The following is a 406-nucleotide window of genomic DNA, read 5'->3' on the forward strand; positions in this document are numbered from 1 at the left end:
TTTTTTGCTTTGTTTTCTTCAAAGTGTGTAATCATTACACAGTTTCCTGTTATAACAATTACCTCGGATGTCTTGATCAAGATATTTTGATCTTCGTTTCTTCTATGCAGTTTTCAAGGTACATCTCTGACTGATGTTTTATCAGTCATCAGAAACCCAAATCCCTTTGAACCTCTGATCACTGGTAAAACCAGCGCTATCATAACAGCACTGCCCTGCTGACCGGGTCGGCGGCGATAAGTTGTTGCTCATCTTTGCCAGTATCTATGATAAACTTTTCTCGGCAGCGATTCTGCCTTTTTCTTTTTTTATTCCTGGCAGCCACCTGCTCTCCCACACCGTCTCCAGTGCAGTACCATCGGCCGCTTAGGGCTTAACCATCGTGTTCGGGATGGGTACGGGTGTT

The 406-nt window shown here is 44.1% G+C and carries 1 rRNA gene; it reads right to left on the reverse strand.

The features are described from left to right. Positions 1 to 312: 312 nt before the first annotated feature. Positions 313 to 406 (reverse strand): 5S ribosomal RNA (gene rrf, locus H6A13_RS13140); the annotation flags it as partial.

The organism is Mordavella massiliensis, from assembly GCF_016902415.1.
Taxonomy (GTDB): Bacteria; Bacillota; Clostridia; order Lachnospirales; family Lachnospiraceae; genus Merdimonas; species Merdimonas faecigallinarum.